Below are 16,183 nucleotides of genomic sequence, written 5' to 3' on the forward strand. Positions count from 1 at the left end.
CGGGGTCGATCAGTCGACCCGGCGCTCCACGTCGGAGGTCACTTCCACGCGACGGTTGGCCTCGCGGCCTTCACGGGTGGAGTTGTCCGCGGTGGGACGGTCTTCGCCATGCCCCATGGACTCGATGTCGCTCTCGCGGATGCCCTCGGAAGCGAGGAAGTCCGCCACGCTCTGCGCGCGACGCTCGGACAGGCCCTGGTTGTAGTCCGCCGGACCGATCGTGCAGGTGTGACCCTCGACCAGCACGGAGGTGTAGGAGGCACCGTCGGCGGTCAGGTCGGCCACCAGGTCACGCAGCTCGGCACGGCCTTCGGAACGCAGCTCGGCGCTGTCGAATTCGAACAGCACTTCGGCGCTCAGGGTCGTGGTTTCGAATTCCGGCTCGGGGCTCGGGGCCGGAGCGGGTTCCGGATCCGGCTCGGGCGCTTCGGCGGTTTCTTCGATGTAGCCGGCGCACTGCGAATGGCGCACGTACTCGGGCGCCCAGCTCGAGGTGCGCACGCACTCGCCGGAACCGTCGATGACCACGGCACCGGAGGAGTCGGTGACGTTGGCGGCGGGGGTGGAGTGGCTGCCCGCCACGGCCTGGCCGGCCGCGCCGAACATGAGCGAGGCCACCGAGGCGGCCAGCAGGTTCTTGACAAGCTTCTGATTCATTCTTTGCCTCCTTGGAGAAACGATGACGACGGATTGCGGGAATTCAGGAAGCGACGCCTGCACACCGATCCCGGCCCTATCCGGACGGAAGGACGGCTCACGGCCCGGACCCTCCACATCGCCTTGATAGTGGCACACCATTCACGGTTTTGCACGCAATCAAACGTGGATTCTGTCTCGGTGTCACAACGCTGTGCCATACATGAGACATTTTGACGTCGACTCCATCAAAAAGACCCCGCCGAAGCGGGGTCCCGGGGGCTGGCCGGTGAAGCCGGGCCGGCATTACATCATGCCACCCATGCCTCCCATGCCGCCCATGCCGCCCATGGCGCCCATGTCGTCACCGCCGCCACCGCCGGCGTTGTCGTCGCTCTTCGGCAGATCGGCCACCATCGCCTCGGTGGTGATGATCAGGGCCGCGACCGATGCCGCGTTCTGCAGCGCCGAACGGGTCACCTTGGTCGGATCCAGGATGCCCATGTCGATCATGTCGCCGAAGTCGCCGGTTGCGGCGTTGTAGCCGTAGTTGCCCTCGCCTTCCAGCACCTGGTTGAGGACCACGGACGGCTCGTCACCGGTGTTGTAGACGATCTGGCGCAGCGGCTCTTCCATCGCGCGGCGGGCGATGTTGATACCGGCGTTCTGCTCCTCGTTGTCGGTCTTGAGGTCGCGGATGGCATTGCAGGCCCGCAGCAGGGCGGTACCACCGCCGGGCACCACGCCTTCCTCGACCGCCGCACGCGTGGCGTGCAGGGCGTCCTCGACGCGCGCCTTCTTCTCCTTCATCTCGACCTCGGTGGCCGCGCCGACCTTGATCACCGCAACACCGCCGGCCAGCTTGGCCACGCGTTCCTGCAGCTTTTCCTTGTCGTAGTCGGAGGTGGCTTCCTCGATCTGCTTGCGGATCTGGGCGACACGACCCTGAATGTCGTCGTTGTTGCCCATGCCGTCGATGATGGTGGTGTTTTCCTTGGACACCTGCACCTTCTTGGCGCGGCCCAGATCTTCCACCGTGGCCTTCTCCAGCGACAGGCCGACCTCTTCGGAGATCACCTGGCCGCCGGTCAGCACGGCGATGTCCTGCAGCATGGCCTTGCGGCGATCACCGAAGCCCGGGGCCTTCACGGCGGCGACCTTGACGATGCCGCGCATGGCGTTGACCACCAGCGTGGCCAGGGCCTCGCCTTCGATGTCCTCGGCGATGATCAGCAGCGGCTTGCTGTTCTGGGCGACGCCTTCCAGCACCGGCAGCAGTTCGCGGATGTTGGAGATCTTCTTGTCCACCAGCAGGATGTAGGCGTCATCCAGTTCGGCGCTCATGCTCTGCTGGTTGTTGACGAAGTACGGCGAGAGGTAGCCGCGGTCGAACTGCATGCCTTCGACCACGTCCAGTTCGTTCTCCAGCGAGGAGCCTTCCTCGACCGTGATCACGCCTTCCTTGCCGACCTTGTCCATCGCGTCGGCGATGATCTCGCCCACGGCGGTATCCGAGTTGGCGGAGATGGAGCCGACCTGGGCCACGGCCTTGTGCTCGGTGCACGGCTTGGACAGGTTCTTCAGCTCTTCGGTGGCGGAGGTCACGGCCTTCTCGATGCCACGCTTGAGGTCCATCGGGTTCATGCCGGCGGTCACGGCCTTCATGCCTTCGTGCACGATGGACTGGGCCAGCACGGTCGCGGTGGTGGTGCCGTCACCGGCGCTGTCGGAGGTCTGCGAGGAGACTTCCTTGACCAGCTGGGCGCCCATGTTCTCGAACTTGTCTTCCAGCTCGATTTCCTTGGCCACGGACACGCCGTCCTTGGTCACGGTCGGGGCGCCAAAGGCCTTGTCGAGCACCACGTTGCGGCCCTTCGGACCGAGGGTGACCTTCACGGCGTTGGCGAGGGTGTTCACACCCTTGGCCATGCGGGTACGGGCATCGTTGCCAAAGCGGACTTCTTTTGCACTCATGTCGGATTCTGCTCCTGAAATTGAATAAAACTACGTGACGCGAATGCGGGCTCAGCCCTCGATGACGGCCATGATGTCGTCTTCGCGCATCACCAGGACTTCTTCGCCGTCGACCTTGACCTCGGTGCCGGAGTACTTGCCGAACAGCACCTTGTCGCCGGCCTTGATGTCCAGCGCGCGCTTCTCGCCGTTCTCCAGGATCTTGCCGTTGCCCACGGCCACGACTTCACCGCGGATCGGCTTTTCGGCCGCCGAATCCGGGATCACGATGCCGCCGGGCGTGGTGCGTTCTTCTTCCATGCGCTTCACAATCACGCGATCGTGCAAAGGCCGCAGATTCATGGTGGAAACTCCTTTCTGTCTGTTCATAACAGGGGTCTGAGGGAACCGGATGGATGCCCTGTTAGCAGCCACCCGCAACGAGTGCTAATCATAGGGGCGAACGAACACGAGTCAAGAGCACGGAAACGCGTCCGGGAGGGGCCGGGGGTTCCCCTCAGCGACGCCGATCGTCGTCGCCGGAATCGTGGTCGAGCACGTCGCGGCCGCCGGCCTCGTCATCGTGCCGGCGGAACTCGCCCTCGATCGGGCCGCCGGCATCATGGCCGGGCCCCTGGAACGGGCCGCTCCGCGCCCGCACCAGACCGCGGCGCAGGATGCCCGCGGCAATCAACCGGCGCAGTGGTGGCACCAGCAGCACCGCGCCGGCCGCATCGGAGAAGAACCCCGGGACCAGCAGGAGCACCGCGGCCGCCATCAGCAGCCAGCCCTCCAGCAGGCCGCGCGCAGGGACCTCGCCGCGCGCCAGGCTCTGCTGCAGCCGCCGCCAGTGGTAGAAACCCTGCACCCGGAACAGCACGATCCCGCCGGCCGCGGTCGCCACCACCAGCGCCACCGTGGCAAGCGCACCGACGGCTTCTCCGACCCAGGCGAACCCGAAGATCTCGAGCAGGATGAAACCGAGAAAGACCAGCAGCGGAAAAAGCGGATTGCGCATCGTGAGGAGGGTGTCAGCGGACAGGACGTCATTGGACCACGCCGCGGGTGCAAGTGTCGATCGAGCGCGCACCCTGCTCGCCGTTCCCTTGCTCGAGAAACGGAATTTCTCCACCCTCCCCGGCGTCATAAGGACAAGACACGACCCCAGTGAACGGAGGCCACATGACACGCACGCCGCTACACCATCGACTCATCACGGCCCTGCTGCTCACCCTCGCGTTCATGCTGGCCGGAACGGCCGTCGCCCAGGACGACCCGCGTGATCCGGAAGAACACTTCTTCCAGCCGACCTTCGGCGATTTCCAGGAGGAGCTCGAGCTCGCCCGCGAGGAAGGCAAGAAGGGCATCCTGATCTTCTTCGAGATGGATGCCTGTCCGTTCTGTCATCGGATGAAGAACCAGGTACTCAATCAGCCGCAGGTGCAGGACTACTACCGCGAACACTTCGCCATCTTCAGCGTGGACATCGAAGGCGACGTCGAGATCACCAACTTCGACGGCGAGACCCGGCGGATGGCCGATTTCGCCACGCGCGACTTCCGTGTGCGCGCCACGCCGGTCTTTCAGTTCTTCGACCTGGACGGCGAACCGGTCCACCGCTTTACCGGGGCCACCCGCGATGCGGACGAATTCCTGACCCTGGGGCGTTTTGTCGCCGAGGGGCACCACGAAGAAACCAACTTCAATCGCTTCCGCCGCGAGCAGCGCGGCCGCTGAACGCAAAGGAGCGGACATGACTCCTCGTCTCCCTGTCCGGGGGCGCCGTGCCGGCGCCCTCCTGACGGCGTGCCTCGTGCTGGCCGTCGGCACGGGCGGTCCCGCGTCGGCCGAGGTGGTGCCGGACATCGAGCCGCTGCCCCAGCCCCTGCGGCTGCAGCATGCCATCGAGGCGGTGAATGCGATGCACCCCCGCGTGCAGCAGGCCCGCGCCCGACGCGAAGCGGCCGAAGCGGAGCTGGAAGCCACGCGCGCCGACCGTGACCTGCGCGTGGACGCGCGGCTGGAAGCCCGCTGGATCGAGCCCAACGACAACATCGCCGACGACCGCAACAACGACTCGCGTGCGACCCTGGTCGCGCGCAAGCTGCTGAGCGACTTCGGCCACTCCCGGGCGCGCGAGGAGGCCGGGGCCAGCGCGCTGGAGGCCGCGCGCCAGGAGGAGTGGCTGGCGTTCGCCCGGCACCGCCTTGAGGTCCTGGAGCGCTACTTCGACGTGGTCCTCGCCGATCTGGCCTTCGCCCGCGACACCGAAGCGATGGCCGCCGCATTCGTGACCCTCGAACGCATGCAGGAGCGCAACGAGCTGGGCCAGGTCTCCGACATCGACCTGTTCGAGGCGGAAGCGGAATACCAGGAGCATTTCACCCAGCGGCAACGCTCGCTGTACCGCCAGCAGCGCAGTCGCGCGGAGCTGGCCGAGGCCCTGCATCACCGCGGACGCCCGCCGGCCAACGTCCTGGGTCCGCCGCTGCCGCTGGACCTGCCCGAGCTTCCGGAGCTGCGCAGCCTGCTGGCGGACCTGGAGTCCGGCAGCCCGGCCCTGGCCGCCGAGCGCCAGCGGGTCGAGGCCGCCACCGGCCGCGTGCAGGCGGCCCGCAGTGAAAGCCGCCCCCGACTGTATGCCGAGGCCGAGACCGGCTACTGGAACAAGGAGTTCGGCGGAGACCGCAACCCCTTCGCCGCCGCGCTGGTACTGGAGGTCCCGCTGTTCGAGGGGCGCCGCGGCGATGCCCGCGTCGGCCGCGCGGTGGCCCAGCGCCGGGAAGCCGAGGCCGAACGCGACCGCGCCATGATCCGGGCCCGCAACCGGGTACGCGAACTCGTGCACGAAATTCGGACCCTGGAGGTGCAGCGCGACGAGGCGCTGGCACGCATGGACTACCGCGACCTCTACATCAGCCGGGCTCGCTATCTCTATCAGATGGAAGACGAGGCCGATCTCGGCGACTCCATGGTCCAGCAGAGCGCGGCCGCGCATTTCAATGCCCGTACCGAATTCGAGCTGGCCCTGGCCTACGAACGCCTTGCCCTGCTGACCGGCCGCGAGGACCTGAGTCCGTTCGCCGCCGACGCCACCGCCTTTGGAGGGACCCCATGAACACCCGTATTCACCGAATCCCGCCCACCACCCGGCGGGCGATCGGCGCGAGCCTCGCGCTGTTGTTGCTGAGCCCGGCCGCGGGCGCCCAGACCGTGGACGCGGAGCTCGCCTGGAGCGAGCAGTACCGGATCACCGCACCCGTCGCCGGTCAGGTCCGGGAGATCGGGGTCCGGCCCGGCGACCGGGTGATGGAAGATGACACCCTGTTCCGCATCGACGATCGCCGGGCCCGTGCGGAACTGTCCGCGGCGCAGGCCGAGGTCGAACGCCTGGAGCTGGAGGCCTCGGAAACCGAACGCGAACTGCGCAAGGCCCGCGACCTGTACGACCAGACCCTGATCGCCGAGCGCGAACTGGAACTGGCCCGGATCGACCACACCGCGGCCGAATCGCGCCTGACGGAGGCCCGCGCCCGGGTCCGCCAGGCCCGCGCGGACGTGCACGACACCGAGATCGCCGCGCCCGGAGAGGGCCGCGTGCTGCGTCTGCACGTCACCCGCAACGAATACGTGAACCCCGCGCTGGTTCCGCCGGTTCTCGCGGTGATCGGACGCGACGATCCGATGCATGCACGCGGCCGCGTGGACGCGGATACCGCCGCACGCCTGGAACCCGGGCACCCGGTTACGGTCATCCTGAACGACACCCGCGTCGACGGCCGGGTGGTGCACGTGGACTGGGAGCGCAGCGGCGAAGAGGACGCCCCCGCCTATCGTCTGCGGGTCGAGTTCACGCCCCCGGATGGCCTCGCCCCGCGGGCGGACCAGGCGGCACGGATCGAACTCGGCCTGGAATGAGCATCCGGACTGAACCAGGAGGACGCACATCACCATGAGCGAATCCGACCCCGCACCGGCCTGGCTGGTCATCACCACGCTGGACGACCCCGACGCCGCCGAGCGCCTGGCCGGCCACCTGGTCGAGGCCGGCCGCGCCGCCTGCGTGCACATGCTCCCGCCCGGCCGCTCGATCTATCAGTGGCAGGGCCGCATCGAGGTCGACAGTGAAGTCACCCTGCTGATCAAGACCTCGCGCGAGGCCTGGCCCGAACTTCGGGCCACCCTGCACGATCAACATCCGTACGACACGCCCGAAATCATCGCCCTGCCGATCGAGGACGGACTGCCCGACTACCTGGACTGGATCCACGAATGCACCCGATGAACCTCCGTTACTGGCTTGCCGCCCTGTTCACCGCGCTGTTGCTGCTGCCCGGAGTGGCCGCGGCACAGTTCGGCATGGACGACGACCTGCTCGACCCGGACGACGCCTTCGCGATCAGTGCCGAGGCGGTGGATGAATCCACCATCCGCCTGACCTGGGACATCGCGGACGAGTACTACATGTACCGCGAGCAGTTCGAGTTCGAACCGGAAAGCCCCGGCCTGGAACTGGGCGATCCGGCGATCCCGGACGGCGAGATCAAGGAAGACGAGTTCTTCGGGCGGGTCGAGACCTATCGCGGCGAGGTCAGCATCGAGCTGCCGGTACTGGCCGCCGAAAACGAGACCATCGAGCTGACCGCACGCTCGCAGGGCTGCGCGGATGCCGGCATCTGTTACCCGCCGCATTTCCAGACCGTGTCGATCACCCTGCCGGGCCTGCCGGGTGACGCCGAGGCCGACACCGCGGCGGCCGGGGAAGGCGCACTGGACGAGCTCGGCCAGATGTCCGGCGACCTCGCCGGGGACGAGGACCTGCTCGACCCCGAGGATGCGTTCGCCGCCTCCGCCGAGGCGATCAGCCAGAACGCCGTGGTGCTGCGCTTCGACATCGCCGACGGCTACTATCTCTACCGCGACCAGCTGGACGTGCGCGTCGCCGAAGGGGAAGGCATCGAGCTGGGCAACATCAGCCCGCCGGACGGCGAACTGCACGAAGACGAGTTCTTCGGCGAGACCCGGATCTTCCGCGACGAGGTGGAAATCCTGGTGCCGGTGCAGCGCGATGCCGACGACGTCGCCGACATCGTGCTGGCGGTGGACTACCAGGGCTGTGCGGACGCGGGTATCTGCTACCCGCCGCTGACCCAGGAGGTCGCGGTCAGCTTTGCCGCCGATCTGGCCGAGGAGGCCGACCCGGCGGCCATGCCCGATGAAGGCGAAGCCGCACCCGAGGACGAGGACGCCGTCGCCCCGCCGGCCTCGGAACAGGACCGCATCGCGGCGCAGCTGGCCGACGGGCGCGTGTGGCTGGTGGCCCTGGCGTTCTTCGGCTTCGGGCTGCTGCTGACCTTCACGCCGTGCGTGTTCCCGATGATCCCGATCCTGTCCAACATCATCCTCGGCCAGAAGGAGATGAACACCCGCAAGGCGTTCTTCATCTCGCTGGTGTTCGTGCTCGCGATGGCGCTCACCTATACCGTGGCCGGGGTGCTGGCGGGCATGGCCGGGGCCAACCTGCAGGCCGCCTTCCAGAATCCCTGGATTATCGGCACCTTCGTCGCCATCTTCGTCGCGCTGGCGATGTCGATGTTCGGCTTCTACGACCTGCAGATGCCCGCGGGCGTGCAGAGCAAGCTGTCGAACATCAGCAATCGCCAGGAGGGCGGCACCCTGTTCGGCGCCGGTGTCATGGGCTTCCTCTCGGCCCTGATCGTCGGGCCGTGCGTCACCGCGCCGCTGCTGGGAGCCCTGCTCTACATCAGCCAGACCGGCGACGCCGTGCTGGGCGGGATCGCGCTGTTCTCCCTGAGCATGGGCATGGGCGCCCCCCTGCTGGCGATCGGCACCTCGGCCGGACGCCTGCTGCCGAAGGCCGGCCCGTGGATGGATACCATCAAGGCGGTGTTCGGCGTGGGCCTGCTGGCCATGGGCATCTGGCTGCTGGAACGGGTCATCCCGGGCGAAGTGGCGATGTTCCTGTGGGCTACCCTGTTCATCGTGGTCGCGGTGTACATGGGGGCGCTGCAGAGTCTGCCCGAAGGCAAATCCGGCTGGCACACCCTGTGGAAGGGGCTCGGCCTGGTGATCCTGATCTACGGCATCCTGCTGATGCTGGGGGCGGCCACCGGCGGCAAGGACATGACCCGCCCGCTGGCCACCCTCAGTCAGCCCGCCGTCACCACCGCGGACGGCGGACCGACGGAGATGGAGTTCACCTACATCGACAGCCTGGAAGATCTCGAACGGGAGGTGGCGGAGGCCGCCTCACGCGGCGAACCGGTGTTCGTGGACTTCTATGCCGACTGGTGCGTGGACTGCGTACGCCTGGAACGCACCACCTTCCAGGACCCGCAGGTCATCCGCGCCACCGCGGATGTCCATCTGCTGAAGGCCGACGTCACCGACAACACCTCGGAGCACCGCGAACTGATGCAGCACTTCGAGCTGTTCGGCCCGCCGGCGATGGTGTTCTACGACCGCGACGGCGAACCACTGCCGCAGTTTCGCCGCGTCGGTTACCTCAACGCCGAGGCCTTCCTCGAGCACCTGGACAATGCCCTGGGGGTGCGCCCGTGAACGGGAACCGCTGGTGGCTGGCACTGGCCATCGGGCTGTGCGCCCCGGCCCTGACCGCCTGCCTGGATAACGACCGGTCCGGCGACACCGCGACCGGCGGCGACCCGGATGTCGATGCCGCCGACGTCGCGGGGCCGGAGGACACCCCGACCGGCGAGTCGCGCGTCGACTTCACCCTGCCGGACCTGGACGGCGAGGAGCAGGCCTTCAACCAGTGGGACGACGACCTGGTGGTACTCAACTTCTGGGCCACCTGGTGCCCGCCCTGCAAGAAGGAAATGCCGCTCTTTCAGGAAACCTGGGAAGAATACCGGGACGAGGACTTCAACATCGTCGCGGTCGCGGTGGACGAACAGTCGGCCACCGAGCAGTTCGTCGCCACCTACGGCATCGAATTCCCGATCCTGATCGGGCAGGACGAGGCCATGCAGATCCAGACCGAATACGGCAACCGGATCGGGGCCCTGCCCTACACCGTGGTCATCGATCGTGACGGGACCGTGCGCGAGACCCACCGCGGCGAGGTTACCGAAAACGACCTGCACGGCTGGCTGGAGCAATACCTCTGACCCGCGCGGGCACGCTCCGGCGCACGGCGAAGGTGCTGGACACCCCGCGCGCCCTGCGGCAGAATCGCGGCCATGGATTCGCCGGCATGTTCCGGCGCGTTCGCCCCCATTCACGTCCGGATCGCCGCCGATTCCCGTCATGGCCACCATCCTGCTGCTCAACGGCCCCAACCTGAACCTGCTCGGACAGCGGGAGCCGGAGCGCTATGGCCATGCCACGCTGGCGGACATCGAGGCGGATCTGGAGAACCGGGCGCACGAGGCGGGGATCCGCCTGAACTGCTTTCAGAGCAATCACGAGGGCGCCCTGATCGACCGCATCCACGCGGCGCCGGGCGAGGACGTGCGCCGTATCCTGATCAACCCGGGCGGACTGACCCACACCAGCGTCAGCCTGCGTGACGCCCTGCTGGGGGTCGCGATCCCGTTCTACGAGATCCATATCAGCAACGTCCATGCCCGCGAGGCGTTCCGGCAGACATCGCTGCTGGCCGACGTCGCCGCCGCTACCCTGGCCGGTTTCGGCCCCCGGGGGTACCGGCTGGCGCTGGACGCGGCGATTGCAGCCATCAAGGAGTCATAGGCACCCATGGATATCCGCAAGGTCAAGAAACTGATCGACCTGCTCGAGGAGAGCGGGATCCACGAAATCGAGATCAACGAGGGCGAGGAGTCGGTGCGCATCACCCGCTCGCCCGGGGGCGTCCCCCAGGCACAGCCCGCACCGATGCCGGCCGCCGCGCCGCCGCCCGCACCGCCCGCTCCCGCGGCCGCGGCCGAGGAAGCGGGCGCGGATGAACCGGAGGAACTCGAGGGCCACCGCGTGACCGCGCCCATGGTCGGCACCTTCTACCGCGCCCCCAGCCCCGGCGCCACGCCGTTCGTCGAAGTCGGACAGCAGGTGGAGGTGGGCGACACCCTGTGCATCATCGAGGCGATGAAGATGCTCAACCCGCTGGAAGCGGACCAGGCCGGCACCGTCCGCCAGATCCTGGTGGAGAACGGCAACCCGGTGGAATACGGCCAGCCGCTGTTCATCATCGCGTGAGCCTTCACCGTCTTCGCCGAACACAGGTCCGAGCATGTTTGAAAAAATCCTGATCGCCAATCGCGGCGAAATCGCCCTGCGGGTCCTGCGCGCCTGCCGCGAGATGGGCATCGCCACCGTAGCCGTACACTCCGACGCCGACCGTGACCTCAAGCACGTGCGCCTGGCCGACGAGTCGGTCTGCATCGGCCCCGCCCCCTCGAACGAAAGCTATCTCAACATCCCGGCGCTGATCGCCGCGGCCGAGGTCACCGACGCCGGCGCCCTTCATCCGGGCTACGGCTTCCTGTCGGAAAATGCCGATTTCGCCGAACGGGTCGAATCCAGCGGCTTCGCCTTCATCGGGCCGCGCGCCGAGACCATCCGCCTGATGGGCGACAAGGTCTCGGCCAAGCAGGCCATGCTGTCCGCCGGGGTGCCCTGCGTGCCGGGCTCCGGTGGCGCGCTGGGCGAGGACCCCGACGCCAACCTGCAGCTGGCCCGCGAGATCGGCTACCCGGTCATCGTGAAGGCCGCCGCCGGCGGCGGTGGCCGCGGGATGCGCGTGGTGCATACCGAGGGCGCGCTGCTCAACGCGATCTCCCTGACCCGCAACGAGGCCCGTCAGGGCTTCGGTGACGACACCCTGTACATGGAGAAATTCCTCGAGCGCCCGCGCCACGTGGAGTTCCAGATCCTCGCGGACACCCACGGGAACGCGGTATGCCTGGGCGAGCGCGACTGCTCCATGCAGCGGCGCCACCAGAAGGTGATCGAGGAGGCCCCGGCCCCGGAGATCACCGCCACCCAGCGCCGCGACATGAGCGAACGCCTGATCCGCGCCTGCCAGGAGATCGGCTATCGCGGGGCCGGGACCTTCGAGTTCCTGTACGAGGACGGGCAGTTCTTCTTCATCGAGATGAACACCCGGCTGCAGGTCGAGCACACGGTGACCGAGCAGGTCACCGGCATCGACCTGGTGCGTGAGCAGATCCGCATCGCCGCCGGCGAACCGCTGGGCATCACCCAGGACGACGTCACCATCCACGGCCATGCGATCGAGTGCCGCATCAACGCCGAGGACCCCACAACCTTCGTCCCCAGCCCCGGCACCATCCAGCAGTATCACGCGCCGGGCGGCCCCGGGATCCGCATGGACACGCATATCTACAACGGCTACGCGGTCCCGCCGCATTACGACTCCATGGTCGGCAAGCTGATTGCCCACGGCACCACGCGCGACATCGCCATCGCGCGCATGCGCGGTGCCCTCGGCGAAATCATCGTCGACGGCATCCGCACCAACATCAGCCTGCACTCCGATCTGATGAACGACGCCAACTTCCAGCGGGGTGCCACCGACATCCACTACCTGGAAAAGAAACTGAAGGCACACTGAGGGCCGCATGAGTCTTGCCGAACTGGAATGCCGGGCCGAACCCGGCGATGCCGAGGCCCTGGAGGAGCTGCTGTTCGAACTGGGTGCGGTCAGCGTGGAACTGTTCGATGCCGCCGACGAACCCCTGTTCGAGCCGCCACCGGGCACCCACCCGCTATGGTCGGACATCCGCCTGAAGGCCGTGTTCTCCGACCGCACCGCGGCGGAGCTGGCCTCGGCCTCGATGCTCCAGCGCGACCCCGCCCCGTCCGAACTCCAGGTCACCGACATCACCGACCAGGACTGGGTACGCGCGGGCCTGGACGGGCTGGAGGCCATCCACTGCGGCGGTCCGCTGTGGATCGTGCCGTCCTGGGAGGAACAGCCGGACGTGAAGGACGGGGTCTTCGTGCACCTCGACCCCGGCCTGGCCTTCGGCACCGGCAACCACCCGACCACCGCCATGTGCCTGACCGCGCTGGCCGAGGACCCGCCGCGTGACCTCGAGGTGCTGGACTACGGCTGCGGCTCCGGGATCCTCGCGATCGCCGCCCTCAAGCTGGGGGCGCGCCACGCCCTCGGGATCGACAACGATCCCCAGGCGGTCCAGGCCACCGAATCCAACGCGGCCGCCAACGGCATCGGCAGCGACCGTCTGCAGGCCGGGCTCACCGATCACCCGCTGCCCGAGGGCGGCTCCGATCTGGTGCTGGCCAACATCCTCACGCGCCCGCTGATCGAGCTGGCCCCGGAGCTCACCGCGGCCACCCGTCCCGGCGGGCGCATCCTGATGGCCGGACTGCTGGATCGTCAGGCGGAAGAGGTCATGGAGGCCTATGCCCATGCTTTCGACATCGGTGTCCGCGATTCCCGCGATGGCTGGGCCCTGCTGGACGGCCGCCGCCGCTGACCCACCGGCCGGACGGCCGGCCGCGTAATGCTGGTCCGCTGCCCGCATTGCAGCGTTGCCCATGTGGTGGCCCGCCCGCCCGGCAACGCGCACCACGCACGGGTCCGCTGCGAGGCCTGCGGCCGTGCGTTCGCCTGGTTCCCCGCTCTGGAGATCGCCCCGGCGGGCGAACCCGCAAACGGGGCCGGCCTGCAGCCGGCCCCCGCCGCCGAAAACGCCCCCGCGCAAGCCGCTTCCGGCAGGCCGGACGAAGGAGCGCCCACCCTTTCGCACCCGACCGTCGGATCTCCCGACACCCAGTCCGCGCGCTCCGTGCCGTACCCGGAACCGTCCACGCGCCCCCCCGCAGCCCCCGATCCCGAGCCGGAGCGCGAGCGTCCCGCCCGGGGGGCTCCGGGGCGCCCGGACGGCCCGCAGATACGACCCGCCCGAAGCGCACACCGGACCCGTTTCGGCGGTGCCGCGCTGGCAAGCCTCCTCCTGCTGGGGCTGATCTTCCAGTTGCTGGCCTTCCCGCCACGCGCCATCACGCAAGAACCCGCGCTGGAAACCCTGCGGACCTCGCTGTGCGAGCGCCTGCACTGCCCCGAACGCGCCCATCGCGCGCCCGAGTCCGTTCGTGTCTCCACTCCTTCGCTGCACCCGGCCGGCGCCGGCAGCGGCCGCTGGCTCGTCTTCGAGCTCTACAACCGAGAATCACGCGCTCAGGCCTGGCCGCTGCTGGATATTGCCCTGTCGGACACCCTGGGCCGCACCCATGCCCGCGAGCGCATCCATCCGCGGGTCTATGCCCCGGACGGTGATCCCCCTCCGCAAATGGCCGCCCACCGGCCCTGGCCCGTCGCCCTGCGCATACGCACCGAGCACCCGCGCCTGAGCGGGGTCCACGTCCGGCCGCGCTGACGCGGATTCCTGCGCCGGGCGTGCGGGCTGCTAAACTGACGGCATGCAGCTCGGCCGCCACCATTTCTCCGACCCGCCGGTCTTCCTCGCGCCCATGGCCGGGGTCAGCGACCGGCCTTTCCGCCTGCTCGCGCGCCGCCTGGGGGCCAGCGCGGCGGTCTCGGAGATGGTCACCTCGCAGCAAAACCTGTGGGACAGCGCCAAGAGCCGGCACCGCCTGGATCACGCGGCCGAACCGTCACCGCGCATCGTCCAGCTGCTGGGAAACGAGCCCGGGGCCCTGGCCGACGCAGCGCGTGAAAACGTCGCCCGCGGTGCCGATATCATCGACCTCAACCTGGGCTGCCCGGCCAAGAAGGTCTGCAGCCGCGCCGCCGGTTCGGCGTTGATGGGCGACACCGGGCTGGTCCGCGAGCTGCTGCAGGCCCTCACCGAAAACGCCGGCGTACCGGTCACCCTGAAGATGCGTCTGGGCCTGGACACCGAGCGCATGAACGCGGAAACCATTGCCGGGATCGCCGCAGATGCCGGGATTGCGATGCTCACGGTGCATGGCCGCACCCGGGCGGCGGGCTATCGCGGCGCGGCGGATCACGAGGCGATCGCCCGGGTGGTGGCCGCCACGGACCTGCCGGTGCTGGCCAACGGGGACATCCGCGACGTCGAGGATGCCCGGCGGGCCCTTGCCCGCACCGGCGCCACCGGGATCATGATCGGGCGCGGCGCGCAGGGACGCCCGTGGCTGCCGGGACGGATCCGCGCCGCGCTGGCCGGCGAGGTCCTGCCGGACGCACCCGACCCCGCGTCCATCGCGGCGCTGATGCGCGAGCACGTCGCCGCCCTGCACCGGCAATATGGTCCGCATCAGGGCGTGCGTATCGCCCGCAAGCACATCGGCTGGTATCTTGAGCAGCTGGGGAGAGGCGAGGCAGAGACCCGCGCACTGCGGGCCGAACTGTTCGCCCTGGAGGACGTCGGCGAACAGCTCCGGCGCCTCGAGGCAATGTTTCCATCAGGCGATTCGCCTGCGGACGATTCGGACAGGGCCGCATGAGCAGCAACGGGAATCCCGCGCGTCGCAAGGACGGCAACGGACAGACGACATGGCCGGGACAGGGTCCGGCCGCGCCGCCGGAATCGGACAGCGTCCTCGCGCAGTCCGTCCATCAGGCCATGGAAGACTATTTCGACACCCTGGACGGGCAGTCCAGCCACGACCTCTACGCCCTGGTGATGGAGGAGGTCGAACGCCCGCTGCTGGCCTGCGTGCTGGAACGCTGTGGCCACAACCAGAGCCGCGCGGCGGCCGTGCTCGGCCTCAACCGCGCGACCCTGCGCAAGAAGCTGCGCAGCCACGGGCTGCTCGACTAGCCAGCTCGGCGGGTCACCCCCAGGCGAGACGCTCGCGCAGGGTGGCGTGCAGCTCGGGGGTGCCCGCCGCCAGCACCGTGCTGGTGTCGAGGTCCAGCTCGCCGCCGGCGAGGTCGGTGAACGTCCCGCCCGCTTCGCGCACGATCACGGCCAGGGCCGCAATGTCGAGGATGTTCACGTCCGACTCGACGATGCAGTCGATGCTGCCGCGGGCCAGCAGGTGGTAATGGTAGAAGTCGCCGTAACCGCGGACGCGGTTGACCTCGGCGACGATCCCGCCCAGCGCGTTCCAGCAGTCGCCGCGCGCCGCCAGCGAGCGGAGGTTGCCGGTGGACAGGGTCGCGCGATCGACCGCGGTGATGCCCTTCTCCACGCCGATGCGCTCGCCGTTGAGCCAGGCGCCCTGTCCCTTCTCGGCCCAGGCGCGCTCGCCGAACTGCGGCCCGCTGGACAGCCCCAGGATCAGCTCGCCCTTGTACATCAGCGCGATCTGGGTGGAGAAGAACGGGTAGCGGCGCACGAAGCTCTTGGTGCCGTCGATCGGGTCGATCAGCCAGACATAGTCGGAGTCCATGTCCGACTGGCCCGTCTCTTCGCCGTAGAAACCGTGATCCGGAAAGCGCTCGCGGATGATCGAGCGGATCGCCTCTTCGCTCTCCACGTCGGCACGCGTGACCGGCGTGTCGTCGGCCTTGGTTTCAACGTCCACGCCGTGTTCGTAGTAGTGACGGATCACCTTCTCGGCGGCGTCGGCCGCAGCCTGCGCGGCTTCCAGGAACGGGCTTGCCTGCATGTTCTCGGTCCTCGGGGAAAAGCCGCTATCGTAGCAGGAGCGGCACGACGCGACGAACCCG

At 68.4% G+C, this 16,183-nt stretch carries 18 protein-coding genes; 13 read left to right on the forward strand and 5 right to left on the reverse strand.

All coding sequences use genetic code 11. From position 1 onward, the window contains the following. Positions 1 to 9: 9 nt before the first annotated feature. The 4 genes from F787_RS0100705 to F787_RS0100720 all read right to left on the reverse strand — a co-directional run bounded on the left by F787_RS0100705 (position 10) and on the right by F787_RS0100720 (position 3,607). Positions 10 to 657 carry an OmpA family protein gene (locus tag F787_RS0100705; protein WP_019569511.1) on the reverse strand — a complete coding sequence of 216 codons (648 nt, stop codon included), beginning with the start codon at positions 655 to 657 and terminating at the stop codon, positions 10 to 12. A gap of 285 nt (positions 658 to 942) precedes the next feature. Further along, a complete protein-coding gene (groL, locus tag F787_RS0100710; RefSeq protein ID WP_018869764.1) occupies positions 943 to 2,610 on the reverse strand; it encodes a chaperonin GroEL in 1,668 nt (555 codons plus the stop codon). Positions 2,611 to 2,661: 51 nt separating this feature from the next. Continuing rightward, positions 2,662 to 2,952: a co-chaperone GroES gene (gene groES, locus F787_RS0100715; protein WP_018869763.1), complete on the reverse strand. Its 291-nt coding sequence runs from the start codon at positions 2,950 to 2,952 to the stop codon at positions 2,662 to 2,664. A gap of 154 nt (positions 2,953 to 3,106) precedes the next feature. Continuing rightward, positions 3,107 to 3,607: an FxsA family protein gene (locus tag F787_RS0100720; RefSeq protein ID WP_028491013.1), complete on the reverse strand. Its 501-nt coding sequence runs from the start codon at positions 3,605 to 3,607 to the stop codon at positions 3,107 to 3,109. A gap of 164 nt (positions 3,608 to 3,771) precedes the next feature. Between F787_RS0100720 and F787_RS0100725 the strand changes: the two genes are divergently transcribed. The 13 genes from F787_RS0100725 (at position 3,772) to F787_RS0100785 (ending at position 15,329) form a co-directional block, all read left to right on the forward strand. Next, positions 3,772 to 4,326 (forward strand): thioredoxin family protein, encoded by a 555-nt coding sequence (locus F787_RS0100725; RefSeq protein ID WP_028491014.1) that lies wholly within the window; start codon positions 3,772 to 3,774, stop codon positions 4,324 to 4,326. 76 nt (positions 4,327 to 4,402) lie between these two features. Next, positions 4,403 to 5,707 (forward strand): TolC family protein, encoded by a 1,305-nt coding sequence (locus tag F787_RS0100730; RefSeq protein ID WP_028491015.1) that lies wholly within the window; start codon positions 4,403 to 4,405, stop codon positions 5,705 to 5,707. Continuing rightward, entirely contained in the window at positions 5,704 to 6,507 is an 804-nt protein-coding gene (locus F787_RS0100735) for an efflux RND transporter periplasmic adaptor subunit (protein ID WP_042805525.1), read from the forward strand. The genes F787_RS0100730 and F787_RS0100735 overlap by 4 nt, the downstream gene beginning before the upstream one ends. A 34-nt stretch (positions 6,508 to 6,541) precedes the next feature. Continuing rightward, entirely contained in the window at positions 6,542 to 6,874 is a 333-nt protein-coding gene (gene cutA, locus F787_RS0100740) for a divalent-cation tolerance protein CutA (protein ID WP_028491017.1), read from the forward strand. Beyond that, positions 6,862 to 9,171, forward strand: a complete 2,310-nt coding sequence (locus F787_RS0100745) for a protein-disulfide reductase DsbD (protein ID WP_028491018.1) — start codon at positions 6,862 to 6,864, stop codon at positions 9,169 to 9,171. Before cutA ends, F787_RS0100745 begins: the two co-directional genes overlap by 13 nt. After that, a complete protein-coding gene (locus tag F787_RS0100750) occupies positions 9,168 to 9,740 on the forward strand; it encodes a redoxin domain-containing protein (protein WP_019569505.1) in 573 nt (190 codons plus the stop codon). The genes F787_RS0100745 and F787_RS0100750 overlap by 4 nt, the downstream gene beginning before the upstream one ends. 139 nt (positions 9,741 to 9,879) lie before the next feature. Continuing rightward, positions 9,880 to 10,323, forward strand: a complete 444-nt coding sequence (gene aroQ / locus F787_RS15370) for a type II 3-dehydroquinate dehydratase (protein WP_018869755.1) — start codon at positions 9,880 to 9,882, stop codon at positions 10,321 to 10,323. 6 nt (positions 10,324 to 10,329) lie between these two features. Continuing rightward, positions 10,330 to 10,788, forward strand: coding sequence for an acetyl-CoA carboxylase biotin carboxyl carrier protein (gene accB / locus F787_RS0100760; protein ID WP_019022731.1), 459 nt, complete (start codon positions 10,330 to 10,332; stop codon positions 10,786 to 10,788). Between the two features lie 34 nt (positions 10,789 to 10,822). After that, a complete protein-coding gene (gene accC / locus F787_RS0100765; RefSeq protein WP_028491019.1) occupies positions 10,823 to 12,166 on the forward strand; it encodes an acetyl-CoA carboxylase biotin carboxylase subunit in 1,344 nt (447 codons plus the stop codon). Between the two features lie 7 nt (positions 12,167 to 12,173). After that, complete coding sequence (gene prmA, locus F787_RS0100770) at positions 12,174 to 13,055, forward strand: 50S ribosomal protein L11 methyltransferase (RefSeq protein WP_028491020.1); 882 nt, start codon at positions 12,174 to 12,176, stop codon at positions 13,053 to 13,055. A gap of 27 nt (positions 13,056 to 13,082) precedes the next feature. Further along, a complete protein-coding gene (locus F787_RS0100775; RefSeq protein ID WP_028491021.1) occupies positions 13,083 to 13,958 on the forward strand; it encodes a zinc-ribbon and DUF3426 domain-containing protein in 876 nt (291 codons plus the stop codon). Between the two features lie 43 nt (positions 13,959 to 14,001). Continuing rightward, positions 14,002 to 15,012, forward strand: coding sequence for a tRNA dihydrouridine synthase DusB (gene dusB / locus F787_RS0100780; RefSeq protein ID WP_028491022.1), 1,011 nt, complete (start codon positions 14,002 to 14,004; stop codon positions 15,010 to 15,012). Continuing rightward, positions 15,009 to 15,329, forward strand: coding sequence for a helix-turn-helix domain-containing protein (locus F787_RS0100785; protein WP_019022727.1), 321 nt, complete (start codon positions 15,009 to 15,011; stop codon positions 15,327 to 15,329). Before dusB ends, F787_RS0100785 begins: the two co-directional genes overlap by 4 nt. Positions 15,330 to 15,342: 13 nt before the next feature. On the opposite strand, the gene F787_RS0100790 is transcribed toward F787_RS0100785, so the two are convergent. Continuing rightward, positions 15,343 to 16,122, reverse strand: coding sequence for an inositol monophosphatase family protein (locus tag F787_RS0100790; RefSeq protein ID WP_019022726.1), 780 nt, complete (start codon positions 16,120 to 16,122; stop codon positions 15,343 to 15,345). Positions 16,123 to 16,183: the final 61 nt, after the last annotated feature.

This window comes from Thioalkalivibrio sp. ALE19, from assembly GCF_000428605.1.
GTDB lineage: Bacteria > Pseudomonadota > Gammaproteobacteria > Ectothiorhodospirales > Ectothiorhodospiraceae > Thioalkalivibrio.

Coding starts and splice junctions, on each gene's coding strand:
- F787_RS0100705 (WP_019569511.1), bottom strand. CDS start 657: ATGAATCAGAAGCTTGTCAAGAACCTGCTGGCCGCCTCGGTGGCCTCG.
- dusB (WP_028491022.1), top strand. CDS start 14,002: ATGCAGCTCGGCCGCCACCATTTCTCCGACCCGCCGGTCTTCCTCGCG.
- accB (WP_019022731.1), top strand. CDS start 10,330: ATGGATATCCGCAAGGTCAAGAAACTGATCGACCTGCTCGAGGAGAGC.
- prmA (WP_028491020.1), top strand. CDS start 12,174: ATGAGTCTTGCCGAACTGGAATGCCGGGCCGAACCCGGCGATGCCGAG.
- F787_RS0100775 (WP_028491021.1), top strand. CDS start 13,083: ATGCTGGTCCGCTGCCCGCATTGCAGCGTTGCCCATGTGGTGGCCCGC.
- F787_RS0100725 (WP_028491014.1), top strand. CDS start 3,772: ATGACACGCACGCCGCTACACCATCGACTCATCACGGCCCTGCTGCTC.
- cutA (WP_028491017.1), top strand. CDS start 6,542: ATGAGCGAATCCGACCCCGCACCGGCCTGGCTGGTCATCACCACGCTG.
- aroQ (WP_018869755.1), top strand. CDS start 9,880: ATGGCCACCATCCTGCTGCTCAACGGCCCCAACCTGAACCTGCTCGGA.
- F787_RS0100745 (WP_028491018.1), top strand. CDS start 6,862: ATGCACCCGATGAACCTCCGTTACTGGCTTGCCGCCCTGTTCACCGCG.
- F787_RS0100790 (WP_019022726.1), bottom strand. CDS start 16,122: ATGCAGGCAAGCCCGTTCCTGGAAGCCGCGCAGGCTGCGGCCGACGCC.
- F787_RS0100720 (WP_028491013.1), bottom strand. CDS start 3,607: ATGCGCAATCCGCTTTTTCCGCTGCTGGTCTTTCTCGGTTTCATCCTG.
- F787_RS0100735 (WP_042805525.1), top strand. CDS start 5,704: ATGAACACCCGTATTCACCGAATCCCGCCCACCACCCGGCGGGCGATC.
- groL (WP_018869764.1), bottom strand. CDS start 2,610: ATGAGTGCAAAAGAAGTCCGCTTTGGCAACGATGCCCGTACCCGCATG.
- groES (WP_018869763.1), bottom strand. CDS start 2,952: ATGAATCTGCGGCCTTTGCACGATCGCGTGATTGTGAAGCGCATGGAA.
- accC (WP_028491019.1), top strand. CDS start 10,823: ATGTTTGAAAAAATCCTGATCGCCAATCGCGGCGAAATCGCCCTGCGG.
- F787_RS0100785 (WP_019022727.1), top strand. CDS start 15,009: ATGAGCAGCAACGGGAATCCCGCGCGTCGCAAGGACGGCAACGGACAG.